Origin of the sequence: Geodermatophilus siccatus, assembly GCF_900103785.1 — a bacterium.
GTDB classification, from domain to species: domain Bacteria; phylum Actinomycetota; class Actinomycetes; order Mycobacteriales; family Geodermatophilaceae; genus Geodermatophilus; species Geodermatophilus siccatus.
On record NZ_FNHE01000008.1, the window covers coordinates 262,472 to 276,663 of the forward strand.

A 14,192-nucleotide genomic window follows, 5' to 3' on the forward strand; every position below is an offset into this window, starting at 1 on the left:
CGCGGCCGGCGGAAGGACTTCCGCGGCGGGCCTCCCGGGCCCAGGGCGTGTCCGACGGACCTCCAGCCTCGGTGGCACCGCTCCCGTCGGCATGGGTCCGTCGGACACGCCCTAGCATCGGCGCTCGTGCGGCCCTTCCTCCTGCTGGCCTCGCGGCCCGAGGACGAGGCCGCGGACGACGAGTACGCCGCCTTCCTCCGCGCCACCGGCCTGGAGGAGCACCAGCTGCGGCGGATCCGGCTGGAGGCCGGGCCGCTGCCGCCGCTGGACCTCGACGACTACGCCGGGGTGTTCCTCGGCGGCGGGCCGTTCAACTCCAGCGACCCCGCCGAGGACAAGTCCGCCGTCCAGCAGCGGGTCGAGGCGGAGCTGTCGGGGCTGCTCGACGAGGTCGTCGCCCGCGACCTGCCCTTCCTCGGCGCCTGCTACGGCGTCGGCACCCTCGGCGTCCACCAGGGCGGGGTGGTCGACCGCACCCACGGCGAGCCGGTCTCCTGCGTGCCGGTGACGCTGACCGACGCCGGCCGGGCCGATCCGCTGCTCGCCGGGGTGCCGGACGTCTTCGACGCGCTGGTGGGGCACAAGGAGGCCTGCCGCGTGCTGCCGCCCTCTGCGGTGCTCCTGGCGACCTCGGCCGGCTGCCCGGTGCAGATGTTCCGGGTTGGCCGCAACGTCTACGCCACCCAGTTCCACCCCGAGCTCGACGTCGCCGGCGTCGTCACCCGGGTGCGGGTCTACCAGCACGCCGGCTACTTCCCGCCCGCGGAGATGGAGGAGCTCATCACCCGGGTCAGCCGGGCGGTGGTCACCGAGCCCAGCCGCCTGCTGGCCAACTTCGTCGCCCGGTACGCCTGAGCGGCCCGGCTCTTCTGCGGACCGTCGACCGCGGGGGAGACTGCGCGAGCGCACAGGCCGCCCGAGCCCGGAGCCTGGTGCACGGGGCGGTGGGAGGTGCCATGGGTCGAGCGGCGGTGGCCCCGGACGGCGGCCTGCGCATGGGCACGCCCCGGGCCCGGTGGGTGCTGCTCACCACGGTGCTGGGCTCGGGCCTGGCATTCCTCGACGCGACCGTCGTCAACGTGGCGCTCGAGCGGATCGGCACCGACCTCGACGCCGGCTTCTCCGGCCTGCAGTGGACGGTCAACGCCTACACCCTCACCCTGGCCTCGCTGATCCTCATGGGCGGCTCGCTCGGCGACCGGTTCGGCCGTCGGCGGGTGTTCGTCGTCGGGGTGGTCTGGTTCGCGGGCGCCTCCTTGCTCTGCGGCCTGGCCCCCGACGTGCGGACCCTCATCGCGGCACGGGCCCTGCAGGGTGTGGGCGGAGCGCTCCTGACCCCCGGCAGCCTGGCGATCATCTCGGCGTCCTTCCACGGCAGCGACCGCGCCGCGGCGGTCGGTGCGTGGTCGGGGCTGGGCGGGGTCGCGGGAGCGATCGGGCCGTTCCTCGGCGGCTGGCTGGTGGAGTGGAGCTGGCGGGCGGTCTTCCTCGTCAACCTGCCGCTGGCCGTGGTGATCGTCGCCGTCGCCGCCCGGCACGTGCCCGAGTCGCGGGACCCGGAGGCCACGCAGCGGCTGGACTGGGCCGGGACGGGGCTGGTCGCAGCGGGCCTGGGCTGCCTCACCTACGGGCTGACCGCGGCAGGGGAGCCCGGGGGTGGCGCGGCGTACCTGGCCTGGGGCGCGGCGGGGGTGGTCGCCCTCGTCGCCTTCGCGCTCGCGCAGCGCCGCTCCACCAACCCGCTGGTGCCGCCGGCGCTCTTCCGGGACCCCCAGTTCAGTGCGGCCAACGCCGTGACGCTGCTGGTCTACGCGGCCCTGGGGGCGTTGTTCGTCCTGCTCGTGCTCCAGCTGCAGGTCGTCTCCGGCTTCTCACCGCTGCTCGCCGGCACCGCCCTGCTGCCGGTCACCGTGCTCATGCTGGTGTTCTCGGCCCGCGTCGGGGCCATGGCCCAACGGATCGGTCCGCGCCCGCTGCTGACCGCCGGTCCGCTCGTCGCCGCCGCGGGGGTGCTGCTCATGCTGCGCATCGGACCGGATGCCTCCTACGTTCCCGACGTGCTGCCTGCGGCGGTCCTCTTCGGCGCCGGGTTGACCCTGCTCGTGGCGCCCCTGACCGCGACGGTGCTGGACTCCGCGGCCGACCGCTACGCCGGCGTCGCCTCGGGCGTGAACAACGCCGTCGCCCGGGCCGCTGGGCTGCTCGCGGTCGCCGTGGTGCCCGTCGCGGCAGGGATCACCGGCGACGCGTACACCGACCCCACGGCTCTCGGCGCCGGCTTCCGGACGGCGATGCTGATCTGCGCCGGGCTGCTGGTCGCCGGATCGCTCACGGCCGCCGTCCTCGTCCGCCGTCCGCTGGGCGCCGGGCGACCTGAGCCGGCCCGCATCCCCCTGGAGGAGTGCGTGCACTGCGGCGTCACCGGGCCCCAGCTGTACCCGCAGGAGCCGGCCACGACGGCGGGGGAGGCGCCGAGGTGAGCACGAGCGCCGTCCAGCAGTCCACGTCCGGCGGTCGCGGCCTGCTCGCCCGGGTCGCCCCGCTGCGGCAGCGGCTGCGCACCGAGGCCGGGGGCGCCGGGCTGCTGCTGGCCGCCACCGTGGTGGCGCTGCTGTGGGCCAACTCGCCGTGGGGCGGGAGCTACGACGCCTTCTGGCACACCGAGGTCGCCGTCCGGTTCGCCGGTGCCGAGCTGGCCCTGGACCTGCAGCACTGGGTCAACGACGGCCTGATGGTGTTCTTCTTCTTCGTCGTCGGGCTGGAGATTAAGCGCGAGCTGGTCATGGGCGAGCTCACCGACCGGCGCCGGGCCGCGGTGCCCGCCCTGGCCGCGGTCACCGGCCTGGCGGTGCCGGCACTCGTCTACGTGGCGTTCACCCGCGGCGGCGAGGCGGCGTCCGCGTGGGGGGTGGTGATCTCCACCGACACCGCGTTCCTGCTCGGCGTGCTGGCGCTGGTCGGCCCGGCCTGCCCCGCGCAGCTGCGGCTCTTCCTGCTGACCCTGGCCATCGCCGACGACGTCGGTGCTCTGACCGTGATCGCGCTCTTCTACACCGAGGACCTCGCCGTCGGCCCGCTCGTCCTGGCGCTGCTCGGGCTGGCGCTCATGGTCGGCCTGCGCTACCTGAACGTCTGGCGCGGGCCGGCCTACCTGGTGCTCGGCGTCGCGGTGTGGGTCGCCATGTACCTCTCCGGCGTGCACCCCACCCTCGCCGGGGTGGTGATCGCGCTGTTCACGCCGGCCTACCCGGCGCGCCGGGAGGAGGTGGAGGACGCCGCCCGGCGGGCACGGGCCTACCAGCAGTCGCCCAACCCGGAGTTCGCCCGCGCCGCCCGGCTCTCGATCGACCGGTCGGTGTCGGCCAGCGAGCGGCTGCAGCAGCTCTGGCAGCCGTGGACCAGCTTCGTCATCGTCCCGGTGTTCGCCCTGGCCAACGCGGGCGTCCCGCTGACCGGGGAGACGCTGCGCACCGCGGCCACCTCGCCGGTCACCCTGGGCGTGGTCGCCGGGCTGGTGCTGGGCAAGCTCGTCGGCATCCTGCTCGGCACCGGCCTGGCGGTCCGGCTGCGTCTGGGCGAGCTGGCCCCGGGGCTGACCTGGCTGCAGCTGGCCGGCGGTGCCGCGCTGTCGGGCATCGGCTTCACCATCTCGCTGTTCATCGTCGACCTCGCCTTCGACGACGAGGCGCTGGCCGACCAGGCGCGGGTCGGCGTCCTGGTCGCCTCGGTGCTGGCCGCGCTGCTCGGCTGGGCGTTGTTCCGGGTCGCCGACCGCCGCCGTACCCCCGGTGCCGGCAGCCGCCCGGTGCTGCTCGACCCGCCGGTGGACCTCGCCCGGGACCACGTCCGCGGCCCGGTCGACGCGCCGCTCACCCTGGTCGAGTACGGCGACTTCGAGTGCCCGTTCTGCGGCCGCGCCACCGGGACGGTCGAGGAGCTGCGCGAGCGCTTCGGCGACCGGCTGCGCTACGTCTTCCGGCACGTGCCGCTGGTCGACGTCCACCCGCACGCCCGGCTGGCCGCCGAGGCCGCCGAGGCCGCGGGCGCGCAGGGGCGGTTCTGGGAGATGCACGACCGGCTGTTCGCCGGCCAGGACCGGCTCACCGCGGCCGACCTGCTCGAGCACGCCGCGGCCGCCGGGCTGGACGTGCCGCGCTTCGCCCGCGACCTGGGGTCGAGCCGGTTCGCCCGCCGGGTCGAGGAGGACGTCGAGTCGGCCGAGGTCAGCGGCGTCGGCGGCACCCCGACGTTCTTCGTCAACGGCCGCCGGCACACCGGGCCGTTCGACACCGACTCCCTGACCGCCGCGCTGCTCGCCGCCGCGGGGGAGGAGGAGCTGCCGCCGGCCGGCGACGACGGACTGACCGGGTTGGTGCTGCCGGCGCTCGGCCAGCGGCGCGGCGAGCCGCGCCCGGCGGCGGACGAGGCGCCCGCGGACGTGCCGGCCGACCTGCCCGAGACGCCCGACCGGGACGGCGCCTACGCGCGGCTGACCGACGAGCAGGTCGCGCTGGTCGAGCGCTCCGCCACCCGGCTGCACTGCGCGCCGGGGGACACCCTCTTCCGGGAGGGCGACGCCGGGTACGCCTTCCACGTCGTCGTCTCGGGGACCGTCGCCATCGTGGAGGACCTCGGCCGGGCGCACCAGCGGGTCATCTCGGTGCACGGGCCGCACCGCTTCCTCGGCGAGCTCGACCTGTTCAGCGGCCAGCCGGTGTCGTTGACCGCGCTGGTGCTGCAGCCGGCGGAGGTGCTGCGCGTCGAGCGCGAGCAGCTGCGGGCCGTCTTCACCGCCGACCCGGCGCTCAAGGAGATGGTGCTGCGGGCCTTCCTGCTCCGCCGCTCCATGCTGCTCGAGCTCGCCGCCGACCTGCGCATCGTCGGCCGGGGCGGGTCACCGGACAGCCGGCGGCTGCAGGAACTGGCGCGCAGCCACCGGCTGGCGGCCGGCTTCGTCGACCTGGACGCCGGCGGCGACGGCGCGGCGGTGCTCGCCGAGCTGGGGGTCACCGAGGACGACCTGCCGGTGGTGGTGTGGCGGCACGGTGGCGTGCTGCGCAACCCGAGCGACGACGAGGTCCTCGCCGCGGTCGAGTCGAGGGCCTGAGCGGCGTCCCTCCCAGGTCTTCACGGGTGGGTCACCGACACGGCAGGTGGCCGTCGTCCTCCGGTCGCGGGCGACGGCGAGCGTCCGCGCCATGCGCGTCATCGGCCATCGCGGCACACCCACCGGCCCCCGGCACACCGAGAACACCCTCCCCGCGGTGGTGGCCGCCCTGGAGGCCGGCGCCGACGGGGTGGAGGTCGACGTGCGCACGACCGCCGACGGGGTCCTCGTCCTCGCCCACGACCCCGACCTCGGCCGGGTGCTGGGCACCGGCGTCGGCACCGGTCCGGTCGTCGCGGAGACCCCCTCCGCCGCGCTGCGCGCCCTCCGGTTGCCCGGCGGCGCCCACGTCTCGACCCTCGACGAGGTCCTCGACCTCGCCGCCGACTCCCGCGCGCTCGTCGTCGCCGAGGTCAAGGCCGGCCTCGGCGCCCGGCGCGCCCGGACCGCCGTGCTGCTCGCGGACCACCTCCACGGGCGGAGGCGGCGGCGACCGGGGGCCGACCGGGTCGTTCCGTCCTCCTTCGACACGGTCAGCGCCCGGGCCCTCGCCGGATGCGGCACCGTCGGCGGGGCGGTCATCCTCGAACCGTGGCAGGAGCCCCGCCGGATGGCCGGGTGGGCGCGGCGCTGCGGGCTCACCGAGCTGCACCTGTCCGTCGAGCACGTCCGCCGCGACCCGGGACTGGTCGCCGACCTGCACGCGACGGGCATGGCGGTCGCCGCGGGCATCGTGGACGACCCCGAGGAGTCCGCCCGGCTGGCCCGGCTGGGCGTGGACCTGCTGTGCACCGACGCCGTCGCCCGGGTCGGTCGCCGGCGCGGAGCCGTCGTCCCCGCCGGGACCGCGTCGGGTCGGCCGGCCGGTGCGGCGCGAGGCGGCCGGCGACGAGGTCCTCGCCGCGGTCGAGGCGAGGGCCTGAGCGCCGCTCAGGCGGGGACGCGCCCGTCCTCCAGCAGGTGACGGTCGAGACGCAGCCGGACCAGCACCCGCTGCAGCTCCGGCGAGGCGCCGCACAGCGTCAGCCGCCGGTCGTGCCGCAGCAGGCGGCGGTAGGCCGCGCCGATGGCGCGCAGCCCGGTGTGGTCGGCCACGGTGACCGCGGCGACGTCGAGCACCCACCGCCGCTGCTCGGTCAGCAGCAGTCCGGACACCGCCGTGTGCAGCGCGCGGACGGTCCGGGAGTCCAGCCGGCCGGTCACCGTCAGGCGACCGGCGGCGACGTCGACGTCGACGAGGAGGGCTCCGGGCGGGGGGAGCGGCGGGAGGGACAAGCGACCACCTCGGGAGGCGCACACGAGGCGACGGGGACCGGCGACCGCGCTGCGGGACGAGCCACGGGCCGGCGTCTGGACCCGCGACCAGCGTATCGGAACGACGCCGTCTCGACAACCGACCGCCGACCCGCTGCACCTGCGGGGAGACCGGGCCCGGGCTCCCCGCAGGTGCGTCAGCGCTGCGCCAGATAGGCCGCGGCGGTCTCCCGCAGGCGGTCGTGCACGCCGTCGACCGCGACGGCACCGGGCAGGAACCGCTTGGGCAGCTTCGCCACCATCGTGTAGTTGGTGTCGACGACGTTGCCCGCGGGCGCGAGGCCGGCCTGGCTGACCAGCTGCAGGGCGTCGAGGGTGTCCCAGCCGGTGAGCTCGGCCGCCCAGGTCACCAGGTCGTGCTGGCTGATCCGGAAGGCGTCCTCGAGCGGCCGGACCGAGCCGGTCGACATGAGGTGCTCGTCGGTCTCCAGCCGCGGCCACGCCGGCGGTGCCCCGCCCGGCGTCCCGCCCTTGACCAGGTCGACGACGACGACCGTGCGCATCGCCGCCTCGACGGCGGTGCCGCACACCTCGCCCTCGCCCTGCCGGCAGTGCCCGTCGCCGATGGAGAGCAGCCCGCCGGGGGCGTTGACGCCGAAGTACAGCGTCGTCCCCGCCCGGGCCTCGGGGGTGTCCATGTTCCCGCCGTGCGCGCCCGGGGTGATGCTGGCGAAGACCTCGCCGCCCGCGGGGGCGACCCCGATCGTGCCGTGCATCGGGTCCAGCGGGAGCTCGACCTCCGGGCCGCCGCGGTGCGGCCGGAACAGGCACGTGCCCCGCTCCCGGTCGACCTCGTAGACCCAGACCCGCTCCTCCAGCGCCTCGTGCAGCATCGCCGTCGAGTGGGTGGTGGTCAGCGCGCCGAAGTGCGGGAACGTCGATGACACCGCCCAGTCGCGGGCGGGGGCGATCTCCACCAGGTGCACCGCGAGGGTGTCCCCGGGCTCGGCGCCCTCGACCGCGATCGGCCCGGTGACCGGGTTGAGGTAGGGGAACTCGCACACCTGGCTGGGCAGGTCGCCTACCCCGCGCACCCGCCCGCCGAAGCAGTCCTCGGTGGTCAGCTCGACGACGCTGCCCGGGGGGACCGTGACCAGCGGCTCGCCGCCCCCGAAGGTGTAGCGCAGCTGGTCGGCCGCCGGCGCGACGGTCACGACCTCCAGTGAGGCCGTCACAGGCCCTGCTCCGCCCGGATCTCCGGCTTGCGGCCGGTGGCCAGGAGCACGCCCATCAGGACCAGGCCGACCACCAGCCACACGAAGCCGAGCTCCTGCGCGGCGACCTGCGCGTTGTAGACGACGTAGGCGAGGATCGCGAACCCGATGACCGGGACCGCGAGGTGCAACCACCAGTTCCGGCTCTTCTGCCGGACCACGAAGTGGACGACGACCGAGACGTGCAGCAGCAGGAACGCCGACAGCGCGCCGAAGTTGACCAGCGTCGAGAGCAGGGTGATGCCGTCCTCGCGCGACTCCATGTAGAGGCCGAGCACCAGGGAGACGGCTGCCACGAGGAACGTGGCGTTGACCGGGACCCGGCGGGTCGGGTGCACCTTGCGCAGGAAGCCGGGCAGCTGGCGGTCGCGGGCCATGGCGAACAGCAGGCGGGAGGTGGCCGCCTGGGCGACCAGCGAGTTGGCGAAGCCCCAGGCGACCGCCGTGGCGACCGCGGTGAGCGTCGACAGCCAGGCCCCGCCGGCCACCGCGGCGGCGTCGTAGAACGCCGTCCCGGCGGCGTCGCCCTCCGCGATGAGGGTGTCGGGGTCGGGCACCAGGAGCGCGGCGATCCAGGTCTGGACGATGAACAGCGTCCCGGCCAGGGCCAGCGCGGCGATCATCGCCTTGCCGATCGAGCGCGCGGAGTCGCGGTTCTCCTCGGCCAGCGTGGAGATGCCGTCGAAGCCGAGGAAGCTCAGCACCGCGATCGACACCGCGCCGAAGACCAGCTCCAGCGAGAAGGTGTCGCTGTTGTAGACGGGTGAGAAGTCGAAGCCGCGGCCCTCGCCGGAGGCCAGCGCGACGACCCCGATGACCAGGAAGATCGCCAGCACGACCAGCTCGGCGACGAGCATGACCTTGTTGACCCGCGCGGTGAACTCGATGCCGAAGTAGTTGACGACGGTGTTGAGGACGACGAAGCCGACCAGCCACACCCACACCGGGACGGTCGTCAGGATCGAGTTCATCGCGATCGCGGCGATGAGGTAGAGCAGCGCGGGGACCAGCACGTAGTCGAGCAGGATCATCCAGCCGGCGATGAAGCCGACCGGCTGGGCGATGCCGCGACCGGCGTAGGTGTAGACCGAGCCGGCCATCGGGAAGGCCCGCGACATCTGCGAGTAGGACGCCGCGGTGAACGCCATGGCGAGCCCGCCGATGGCGTAGGCCAGGGCGACCATGCCGCCCGAGCCCTGGAAGACGCTGCCGAAGATGCCGAACGGCGCGATCGGCACCATGAAGATCAAGCCGTAGACCAGCAGGTCGGTGAAGCTCAGCGAGCGCTTGAGCTCCTGGCGGTAGCCGAAGGCCTCGACGCTCCGGTCGCCGGTCGCGCCGGTCGCGCCGGCCGGGCCGCCTGTCGTGTTCGTCGTGGTGGTGCTGGGGTCGCTCACGCCCACTCCTCTCCTCCGGCTCCGGGCCGGGCGGGGAGAGAGTAGGCGGGGTTGCTTCCAGATGGAAGCAGTGCCCCGTCAGCCGGGGCGCACCGCGCGGAAGGCCAGCCCGTCGGCGAGCGCCAGGCGGGGGACGGCGGGGGCCGGGCGCGGCGCCGCGCCGTCCTCCGCGAGCGCGACGGCCAGGCGGACCCCGTCGTAGACGCCGCGGGCGTAGGCGCAGACCACCGGCGCGGTCGGCCCGGCCCGCCGCGCGTGCCGCTCCTGCAGCGCGAGCTGCCCCTCGTCGTCCGCCGCGTCGACCGTGCCGTCGGCCGCGGCGAAGGAGGGCATGCAGGCGTACAGCTCGCCGGTGGAGTCGCCGCCGGCGGCGTAGAGGCCGTTCTCCTCCAGCGCGCCGGACAGCCGGACCACCCGGCGGTCGAGGCCCGCGCGGGCGAACTCGCGGTTGAAGGTGACCAGGTCGCGACCGACGAGGCTGAGCAGGACGGCGTCGGCGCGGGTGCGGCGCACCAGGTCCAGCAGCGCACCGGGGTCGTCGACGCCCAGGGGGACCAGCGCCTGGCCCACGACCTCGGCGCCGAGGCCGCCCAGCACCCCGGTCGCGGCGCGGTGCACGGCCTTCGGCCAGACGTAGTCGTTGCCGACGAGCGCCCACCGCCGGGCCCGGCGGTGCCGGACCAGCCAGCCGAGTGCGGCGGTGTGCTGCGCGCGCGGGGAGGAACCGATGCGCACCACGCCGGGCCGGCGCCGTCCGCCCTCGTGGGGTGGCGTGAATACGTAGCGGACCCGGCCGGCGAGCGCCGCCTCGACCGCGCGGTGCACGGCGCTGGTGTGGAAGCCGACGAGCACGTCGAAGGCGTCCGCGTCGTGCAGCGCAGCGGCCTCCGCCGCCACCGCCTGCGGCGGCCGCCCGGAGTCGACGGTGACCAGCTCCACGGCGCGGCCGCGCACGCCGCCGGCCGCGTTGGTCTCGTCCGCCGCCAGGCCGGCGAGGTCCAGCGCGGAGGGGGCGGTGAGGGCGAGGGGACCGGTCAGCGGCACGGCCAGCCCGACGCGCACGACGTCCGGACGGCGGGGGAGGAGGGCGGCCTCCCAGGCGTCCAGCAGGACCGTCTGCTCGTGCACCGTCTGAGTATGGTGCGGCCCATGGGTGTCGAGCCGCCGGCCACCTCCCCGGTGACGGCGCCGCCCGGTGCCTCCCTCGTGGAGCTGCTGACGGTCACCCAGCGGCGGGTGGCCCGCGGCGTCTCCGCGGTGCTCGCCGAGGACGGCGCCACGCTCGACACCTACCGGGTGCTGCGGTGCCTCGCCGCCGGGCCGGGCCGGTCGATGACCGAGCTGGGCGCCGCGCTCTCGCTGCCCGCTCCGACGCTGACCCGGCTGGTCGACGGGCTGGTCGACGCCGCCGAGGCCTATCGGCTGCCCGACCCCTGCGACGGTCGTCGGGTCCGGGTCCACCTGTCCGCGCGCGGACGCACCCGGCTGGTCCGCCTGGAGGGCCTGGTGCAGGCGCACGAGGCCGCGCTGTCGAGCGCCTGGGGCCCGGAGCGGGTCGATGCGCTGACGCGTGCGCTGGCCGCCCTCGAGGACGGCGACTGACTCAGTCGGTGGCCGGCGGCAGCAGCCGCGGCATGAACACCTCGTCGATCGGGCGCGGACCGACGTACTGGCGGCAGGTGCACGGCACCCACTGGTGCCCGGACCAGCGGCCCCGCTTGTCGTAGGTGTCGCGCCGCAGCTCGGCGTAGCAGGTGTTGGTCTCGGTGTCGTGCTGGCTGAGCGTGTGGCCGCACCCGCACAGCGGCGCGGGCGGCGCCGGCGGGGGAGTGGGCCGCCGGCGGCTCAGCCGGCCGCCGAGGAAACCGGCCGCGAGCAGCGCCGCACCGACCAGCAGGCTGACAGGTTCCACCGACGTGCTCCTCTGCGCTCGCGACCCCTCGACGGTAGCGCGCGAGGAGCCGCCGGTGGCCTCGGCCGGTGGGCTCAGCTCTCGCGCTTGCCCCGGCCGCTGACCGCGTCGCGCAGGTGGTCGAGGAGGCTGGCCAGCGGCCCGGCGACCGTGCGGACGGCGCCCTCGTTCGGCGTCATCGGGTGCGGCCGGGTGGGCGCCATGGCCTTGACCCGCTCGACGTCCTGCGCCATCTCCACCAGCTGCTCGCGGGTGAACGCCGCCCGCAGCTCGGTGAACATCCGGCCCTCCTCGTGCTCGACGTGGTGCCGGATCTCGCGGATGAGCGTGGCCACCTCGGTGTCGAACTGCGGGTCGCCGGGGTCCATCCGCTCGAGCCGCTTCATGGTCTCCTCGGCCTCGGCGTGCTCGTGCTTGGAGTGCTCGGCCTCCTCGCGGTCGACCTGCTGCTCGACCTTCGGGTAGACGCGGGTCTCCTCGGCGACGGAGTGCTTGACGAGGCCGATGGTCACCTCGTCGACCAGTTCGCGCTTGCGGCGCAGGACGTCGGGGTCGCTCTGCCCGAACAGGCCCTCGAGCTCGGTGAAGATGCGGTCGAACTCGCGGTGGTCGGCGCTGAGCAGGTCCACCACGTCGCGCTGGCTGTCGGTCTGGGTCACGGCTCGCTCCTGGGGGCTGGGGGATCCCTGCTGGGTTCCCCGCGGTCGTGACGGACACACTCCCGGCCGCCGTCCGGCGTGACCTGTTCGTGTTGTTTTGCCAGTGTGAGGCAGGGCACAACTCGGTCGTGCAGTCCTATGCAGTGGGGTTCGCCCGGCCGGACCGCTGGTCCCCGGGGCGGCCGACCGAGCAGAGCAGACCGTGGCACGCCGTCGAGGCCCACCGGCCGCCGACCGAGCTGGACGGCGAGGTGGAACTCGCCGTCTGCGGGGCGATCGTGCAGGTGTGGGGTGCGCAGGACTGGCGGCGCGTCGGCGTCGGCCGGACGGCGTGCCTGGAGTGCCGTGAGCTGACGTCGGTGGTGCGGCCGCTCAGCCGGGCCGGCTGAGGGGGTCGGCACCTCCCGCCGTCCCGGTCAGCGGCGCTCGGGCCGCCGTCCGCTGATCGCCGAGAGCCCGGTGATCTCCCGGCCCACGATGAGCGCCTGCACCGAGTCGGTGCCCTCGAACGTGAAGACGGCCTCCATGTCGGCGTGGTGGCGGGCCACGTGGTGGTCGATGAGGATCCCGTCGCCGCCGAGGATGTCGCGGGCGTCGGCGACGATGGCCCGGGCCTTGGCGGCGTGGTTCATCTTGGCGAGCGACGCCATGGCCGCGGTCATCCGGCCGGCGTCGGCCAGCTTGGACAGCCGCCAGCACATCAGCTGCATCGCGGTGATCTCGGCGAGCATCCGGGCCAGCTTGTCCTGCACCAGCTGGTAGCCGGCGATCGGCTGGCCGAACTGCTCCCGGCGCAGCGCGTGCGCGAGCGCCAGCTCGTAGGAGGCGGTGGCCAGCCCGAGCGCCCGCCAGGCGACGGTGTAGCGGGTGCGGTCGAGCACCTTCGAGACGTCCTTGAAGCTGTGGCAGTTGGCCAGCCTGTTCTCCGCGGGCACCCGGACGTCGGTCAGCGTGATCTCGGCCTGCCAGACCGCGCGCAGCGCCGTCTTGCCGGTCATCACCCGGGCCTCGTAGCCCGGCGTCCCCTTGTCGACGACGTAGCCGCCGACCGCGCCGTCCTCACCGCGCGCCCAGATGAGCACGTGGTCGGCGATGCTGCCGTTGCCGATCCACTTCTTCTGCCCGTTGAGCACGTAGGAGTCGCCGTCCCGGCGGGCGGAGGTCTCCAGGCCGACGGCGTCCGACCCGTGCGCGGGCTCGGTGAGACCGAAGGCGCCGATCTTCTCCAGCCGGGCCATCGGTGGGAGGAAGCGCTCCCGCTGCTCCTCGTCGCCGAGCATGGCGATCGACTGCATGGCCAGGAAGCTGTGCACGCCGTTGAAGGTGCCGATGCTGCCGTCGGCCCGGGCGAGCTCCGCGGCCACCAGCCCGGCCGAGACGTTGCTCATCCCGGGGCAGCCGTAGCCCTCGATGGTGCCGCCGGCGATGCCGAGCTCGGCGAGCTTGGGCACCAGTTCGAAGGGGAAGTCGGCGCGCTCCCAGTACTCGTTGATCCGCGGGATGACCTCCTTCTCGCCGAAGGCGCGCACGCGGTCGCGGATCTCGATCTCCTCCGGCTCGAGGAGCTCCTCCAGGTCGTAGAAGTCCGGGCTCGACTCGCTCATGGAACCGACGCTACGACCGGCCCGGCTCGTCCGCCCGGTCGCGGTGCACGCCGGTGGTCCACGCAGGCCGGGCCGCACGACCTCGAGGTCGTGCGGCCCGGCGTGCGTCGTCTGTCGGTCAGGCGGCGGCGGGGAGGGGTGGTCCGGTGCGCTGGGGGCCGGTGCGTTGGGGTCCGGTGCGGATCTCGGTGCCGTCGGGTCGCCAGGTGCGCCATCGGCCGTCGGGTCGTCGCTCGACCCGGAAGCCGTGGTGGACCTTGGTGTGGTGCCGCTCGCACAGCAGCGCGGCGTTCCCCAGATCGGTCGCTCCGCCGTCGACCCAGGCCAGCAGGTGGTGGACGTCGCACCACCAGGTGGGCGCCGAACAGCCGGCGAACACGCACCCGCCGTCGCGCACCTCGGCGGCGCGGCGCACGTGGGCGGGGAACAGCCGCAGCGTGCGGCCGTGCTCCAGCGGCACCCCGTCCGGGCCCAGCACGATGCGGGTCACCTGTCCGTCGCAGGCCAGCCAGCGGGCGCGGGTGGCCGAGATCTGCGCGCCGAAGCCCATCTCCACCGCGCCGCGGCCGATCGCGGGGTCGACCAGGTCCTCGATGCCGAGCGTGACGACGACCTGCGGCTTGTGCCCGCGCAGCGTCGGCAGGCTGCCGGCGGCCAGCTGGTTGGCGCACAGCTGCACCAGCGCATCGGCCAGCCGCTGCGCGCGGGTCCGCTCGTCGGCGGCGGCCCGGCCGGCCTGCACCAGGGCCTCCAGCGCCGCCTGCAGCCTCTCCCCGCCCACCGCGTCCAGGTCGAACCGGCCGGTGAGACTCCCATCCGCCTGCTTGGCCAGCACCAGCCGGCGGCCCTCGGTCGGATCGGGCTCGGGACCATCAGCATCGAGCCGGTCCAGGTAGTGGGCCACCGCCTTGGCCACGTCGGCGTGTGGCCGCTCGCGGGCCACCCCGGTGAGCAGTCGGTCGACCACGGCCAGGTCGACGTCCTG

Annotated in this window: 14 protein-coding genes; 6 read left to right on the forward strand and 8 right to left on the reverse strand. The window is 75.0% G+C overall.

Translation table 11 applies throughout. From position 1 onward, the window contains the following. Positions 1 to 126 precede the first annotated feature (126 nt). The 4 genes from BLS21_RS16350 to BLS21_RS16365 all read left to right on the forward strand — a co-directional run bounded on the left by BLS21_RS16350 (position 127) and on the right by BLS21_RS16365 (position 6,071). The gene (locus BLS21_RS16350; protein WP_091220710.1) at positions 127 to 855 is read left to right on the forward strand and encodes a glutamine amidotransferase; all 729 of its coding nucleotides are present in this window, start codon (positions 127 to 129) and stop codon (positions 853 to 855) included. A 101-nt stretch (positions 856 to 956) separates the two neighbouring features. After that, positions 957 to 2,480: an MFS transporter gene (locus BLS21_RS16355; RefSeq protein WP_091220712.1), complete on the forward strand. Its 1,524-nt coding sequence runs from the start codon at positions 957 to 959 to the stop codon at positions 2,478 to 2,480. Further along, complete coding sequence (gene nhaA, locus BLS21_RS16360) at positions 2,477 to 5,107, forward strand: Na+/H+ antiporter NhaA (RefSeq protein WP_139177164.1); 2,631 nt, start codon at positions 2,477 to 2,479, stop codon at positions 5,105 to 5,107. The genes BLS21_RS16355 and nhaA overlap by 4 nt, the downstream gene beginning before the upstream one ends. Before the next feature lie 46 nt (positions 5,108 to 5,153). After that, the gene (locus BLS21_RS16365) at positions 5,154 to 6,071 is read left to right on the forward strand and encodes a glycerophosphodiester phosphodiesterase (protein ID WP_091220714.1); all 918 of its coding nucleotides are present in this window, start codon (positions 5,154 to 5,156) and stop codon (positions 6,069 to 6,071) included. Here BLS21_RS16365 and BLS21_RS25210 read toward each other — a convergent pair. The 4 genes from BLS21_RS25210 to BLS21_RS16385 all read right to left on the reverse strand — a co-directional run bounded on the left by BLS21_RS25210 (position 6,038) and on the right by BLS21_RS16385 (position 10,160). Then, positions 6,038 to 6,382 carry an STAS domain-containing protein gene (locus BLS21_RS25210; protein WP_175479598.1) on the reverse strand — a complete coding sequence of 115 codons (345 nt, stop codon included), beginning with the start codon at positions 6,380 to 6,382 and terminating at the stop codon, positions 6,038 to 6,040. The two genes, BLS21_RS16365 and BLS21_RS25210, sit on opposite strands and share 34 nt — an antisense overlap. 176 nt (positions 6,383 to 6,558) lie before the next feature. Next, complete coding sequence (locus BLS21_RS16375) at positions 6,559 to 7,596, reverse strand: acetamidase/formamidase family protein (RefSeq protein ID WP_091220717.1); 1,038 nt, start codon at positions 7,594 to 7,596, stop codon at positions 6,559 to 6,561. Next, a complete protein-coding gene (locus BLS21_RS16380; RefSeq protein ID WP_091220848.1) occupies positions 7,593 to 9,032 on the reverse strand; it encodes an APC family permease in 1,440 nt (479 codons plus the stop codon). The genes BLS21_RS16375 and BLS21_RS16380 overlap by 4 nt, the downstream gene beginning before the upstream one ends. A 78-nt stretch (positions 9,033 to 9,110) precedes the next feature. Next, positions 9,111 to 10,160, reverse strand: a complete 1,050-nt coding sequence (locus BLS21_RS16385) for an ABC transporter substrate-binding protein (RefSeq protein WP_091220719.1) — start codon at positions 10,158 to 10,160, stop codon at positions 9,111 to 9,113. A 21-nt stretch (positions 10,161 to 10,181) separates the two neighbouring features. Between BLS21_RS16385 and BLS21_RS16390 the strand changes: the two genes are divergently transcribed. Next, positions 10,182 to 10,634 (forward strand): MarR family winged helix-turn-helix transcriptional regulator, encoded by a 453-nt coding sequence (locus BLS21_RS16390; RefSeq protein WP_091220851.1) that lies wholly within the window; start codon positions 10,182 to 10,184, stop codon positions 10,632 to 10,634. A 1-nt stretch (position 10,635) separates the two neighbouring features. Here BLS21_RS16390 and BLS21_RS16395 read toward each other — a convergent pair whose 3' ends face one another. Both BLS21_RS16395 and BLS21_RS16400 read right to left on the reverse strand, forming a co-directional pair. Further along, positions 10,636 to 10,944, reverse strand: coding sequence for a hypothetical protein (locus BLS21_RS16395; RefSeq protein WP_091159491.1), 309 nt, complete (start codon positions 10,942 to 10,944; stop codon positions 10,636 to 10,638). A 74-nt stretch (positions 10,945 to 11,018) separates the two neighbouring features. After that, positions 11,019 to 11,603: a hemerythrin domain-containing protein gene (locus BLS21_RS16400; RefSeq protein ID WP_175479599.1), complete on the reverse strand. Its 585-nt coding sequence runs from the start codon at positions 11,601 to 11,603 to the stop codon at positions 11,019 to 11,021. 47 nt (positions 11,604 to 11,650) lie between these two features. On the opposite strand from BLS21_RS16400, the gene BLS21_RS16405 reads away from it, so the two are divergent. Next, positions 11,651 to 11,992, forward strand: coding sequence for a hypothetical protein (locus tag BLS21_RS16405; RefSeq protein ID WP_245700482.1), 342 nt, complete (start codon positions 11,651 to 11,653; stop codon positions 11,990 to 11,992). Between the two features lie 27 nt (positions 11,993 to 12,019). Here the strand turns inward: BLS21_RS16405 and BLS21_RS16410 are convergent, their stop codons facing one another. Then, positions 12,020 to 13,207 (reverse strand): acyl-CoA dehydrogenase family protein, encoded by a 1,188-nt coding sequence (locus BLS21_RS16410; RefSeq protein ID WP_091220726.1) that lies wholly within the window; start codon positions 13,205 to 13,207, stop codon positions 12,020 to 12,022. A gap of 118 nt (positions 13,208 to 13,325) precedes the next feature. Continuing rightward, positions 13,326 to 14,192: HNH endonuclease signature motif containing protein (locus BLS21_RS16415; protein ID WP_091220729.1), on the reverse strand; the 867-nt coding region annotated here is incomplete at its 5' end.

What these genes read in the sequence shown, in the direction of transcription:
- BLS21_RS16355 (WP_091220712.1), top strand. Translation starts at nt 957, where the DNA reads ATGGGTCGAGCGGCGGTGGCCCCGGACGGCGGCCTGCGCATGGGCACG.
- BLS21_RS16390 (WP_091220851.1), top strand. Translation starts at nt 10,182, where the DNA reads ATGGGTGTCGAGCCGCCGGCCACCTCCCCGGTGACGGCGCCGCCCGGT.
- BLS21_RS16410 (WP_091220726.1), bottom strand. Translation starts at nt 13,207, where the DNA reads ATGAGCGAGTCGAGCCCGGACTTCTACGACCTGGAGGAGCTCCTCGAG.